This window comes from Brevibacillus sp. SIMBA_040 (genome assembly GCF_046535075.1).
In the GTDB taxonomy this organism is placed as follows: Bacteria; Bacillota; Bacilli; order Brevibacillales; family Brevibacillaceae; genus Brevibacillus.
Window position 1 is genome coordinate 1 of the sequence record NZ_JAWRXI010000051.1, and the last position, 555, is coordinate 555.

A 555-nucleotide genomic window follows, 5' to 3' on the forward strand; every position below is an offset into this window, starting at 1 on the left:
GACAAGGAATTTCGCTACCTTAGGACCGTTATAGTTACGGCCGCCGTTTACTGGGGCTTCGGTTCAAAGCTTCGCTTGCGCTAACTCATCCCCTTAACCTTCCAGCACCGGGCAGGCGTCAGCCCCTATACTTCGCCTTGCGGCTTCGCAGAGACCTGTGTTTTTGCTAAACAGTCGCTTGGGCCTTTTCACTGCGGCCCCCTCGGGCTATTAACCCTACCGAGGCGCCCCTTCTCCCGAAGTTACGGGGCCATTTTGCCGAGTTCCTTAGCAAGAGTTATCCCGCGCACCTTAGGATTCTCTCCTCGCCTACCTGTGTCGGTTTGCGGTACGGGCACCTTGTTCCTCGCTAGACGCTTTTCTTGGCAGTGTGAAATCAGGGACTTCGGTACTTACATTTCCCTCGCCATCACAGCTTGTGCTTTGCGGTGTGCGGATTTGCCTACACACCACACTTGCTGCTTGGACGGCCATCCAATAGGCCGCTCACCCTATCCTCCTGCGTCACGCCATTGCTCAAGCGGAACAGAGGTGGTACAGGAATATCAACCTGTT

General features: G+C 55.3%; 1 rRNA gene. It reads right to left on the reverse strand.

Annotated elements, in window-relative coordinates:
- Positions 1-555, reverse strand: a 23S ribosomal RNA gene (locus tag SB752_RS31890); the annotation flags it as partial.